Raw genomic sequence first — 1,747 nt, forward strand, 5'->3', positions numbered from 1 at the left:
GGGCTTGTACGTGAATAACCGTCAGAGTTGACCTGTCGGACGAGGTGTGGTGGGAGGCTGGAGCATGGCTCTGCCTTCGCAACATCGCATCCCCGCCGCTCCGTTGAAGGCCAAGTTTGATCGGATCCTGCCTCACCTCGACGAGCGGCGCCGACGGCTTTACCTGGCCAGTGAGGCCGCTGCGCTCGGCCACGGTGGGATCACCGCGGTGGCTGCCATCTCGGGTACCAGCACCGCCACCATCGCGCGTGGCATCGCCGAGTTGGACGCGCAGACGGCGCCGATGTGCCGCAACCGGGCTCCAGGGGCCGGACGCAAGCCGTTGACGACGACGGATACCGGACTGCGGCCGGCGCTGGAGGCTCTGATCGAGCCGCGTACCCGTGGCGACCCGGTCTCCCCGCTGCGCTGGACGACGCTGTCGCTGCGCACGCTCGCCTCGGCCCTGACCGCACAGGGCCACCCCGTCAGCGCCACGACCGTCGGGCACCTGCTGCACGCCATGGGCTACAGCCTGCAGGGCACCGCCAAGACCACGGAGGGCGCCCGTCACCCGGACCGCGACGCACAGTTCACCCGTATCAACGACACTGCTGCTGTCTTCCTCGACAGTCACCAGCCGGTGATCAGCATCGACACCAAGGCCAAGGAGTGGCTCGGTAACCGCGACCGGCCCGGACACACCTGGCGCCCCGGCAAGAACCCGATCAAGGTGGACTGCCACACCTTCGTCACCGATGGGATGCCGGTCGTCATCCCCTACGGAATCTACGACCTGGCCACCAACACCGGCTGGGTCAACGTCGGCACCGACCACGACACCGCCGAGTTCGCAGTGGAGTCCATCCGCCGCTGGTGGCGGCACCGCGGACGAGCCGACCACCCCGATGCCACACGGTTGCTGATCACCGCTGATTCCGGCGGCTCCAACGACCCTCGTCGCTGGACGTGGAAAAAGCACCTGCACGCCTTCGCACGCGAGAGCGGGCTGGAGATCACAGTCAGCCACCTACCACCTGGCACATCAAAGTGGAACAAAATAGAACACCGGATGTTCTGCCACATCACCGCGAACTGGCGAGGACGGCCGCTGACCAGCTACGAGGTCGTCCTGGAGACCATCTCCGCAACGACCACCACGACCGGGCTCTCGATCGGCGCGGGACTCGACACCGGCAGCTATCCACTTGGCGTGACCGTCACGCCCGCAGAGTTCCGCGCCCTGCCGATCACACCGAGCACGTTCCACGGCGACTGGAACTACACACTCGCACCCGCCCCACCCATGCCTCCCGAGGCACCACGAAGTCGTCTCCGGACCGAACCCGCTCTCACCGAACTGCTCACCGACCCAGCCCTGACGGGTATGGACCGCTCTGACTTCGACCACTTGGTGGCGGTCTCGGAACCGTACTGGGACGCCCTGGCCGAGGCCGCCTTCCAACGACGCTTTCACCGTCCGCGCGGCTATCTCCACCCGCAGACCAGCAGCATCGACCACCTCCACCGGCTCCTGGCAGCCATCTTGCGCCGCCGAAGGGCCGTAACCATCACGTTCCTGGCCCAGTTGCTGGGCGTCAACCGCACCAACCTGTCCATCCAGTACCAGGACGCAAAGCGGCTCCTGGACCTGCACCGGGTCCTCATCACACCTATACCCGGATCGGCCGCCCGCACATGGGAACAGCTACACGCCCGAGTGACTCCCACCCAAACCCGTCGCTGACAGCTATTCACGTACAAGCCC

The 1,747-nt window shown here is 66.4% G+C and carries 1 pseudogene; it reads left to right on the top strand.

The window, feature by feature from the left end:
- Positions 1-64 precede the first annotated feature (64 nt).
- A pseudogene (locus tag ADK54_RS11390) lies at positions 65-1,747 on the top strand (ISAzo13 family transposase); the annotation flags it as partial.

Source organism: Streptomyces sp. WM6378 (genome assembly GCF_001279695.1).
In the GTDB taxonomy this organism is placed as follows: domain Bacteria; phylum Actinomycetota; class Actinomycetes; order Streptomycetales; family Streptomycetaceae; genus Streptomyces.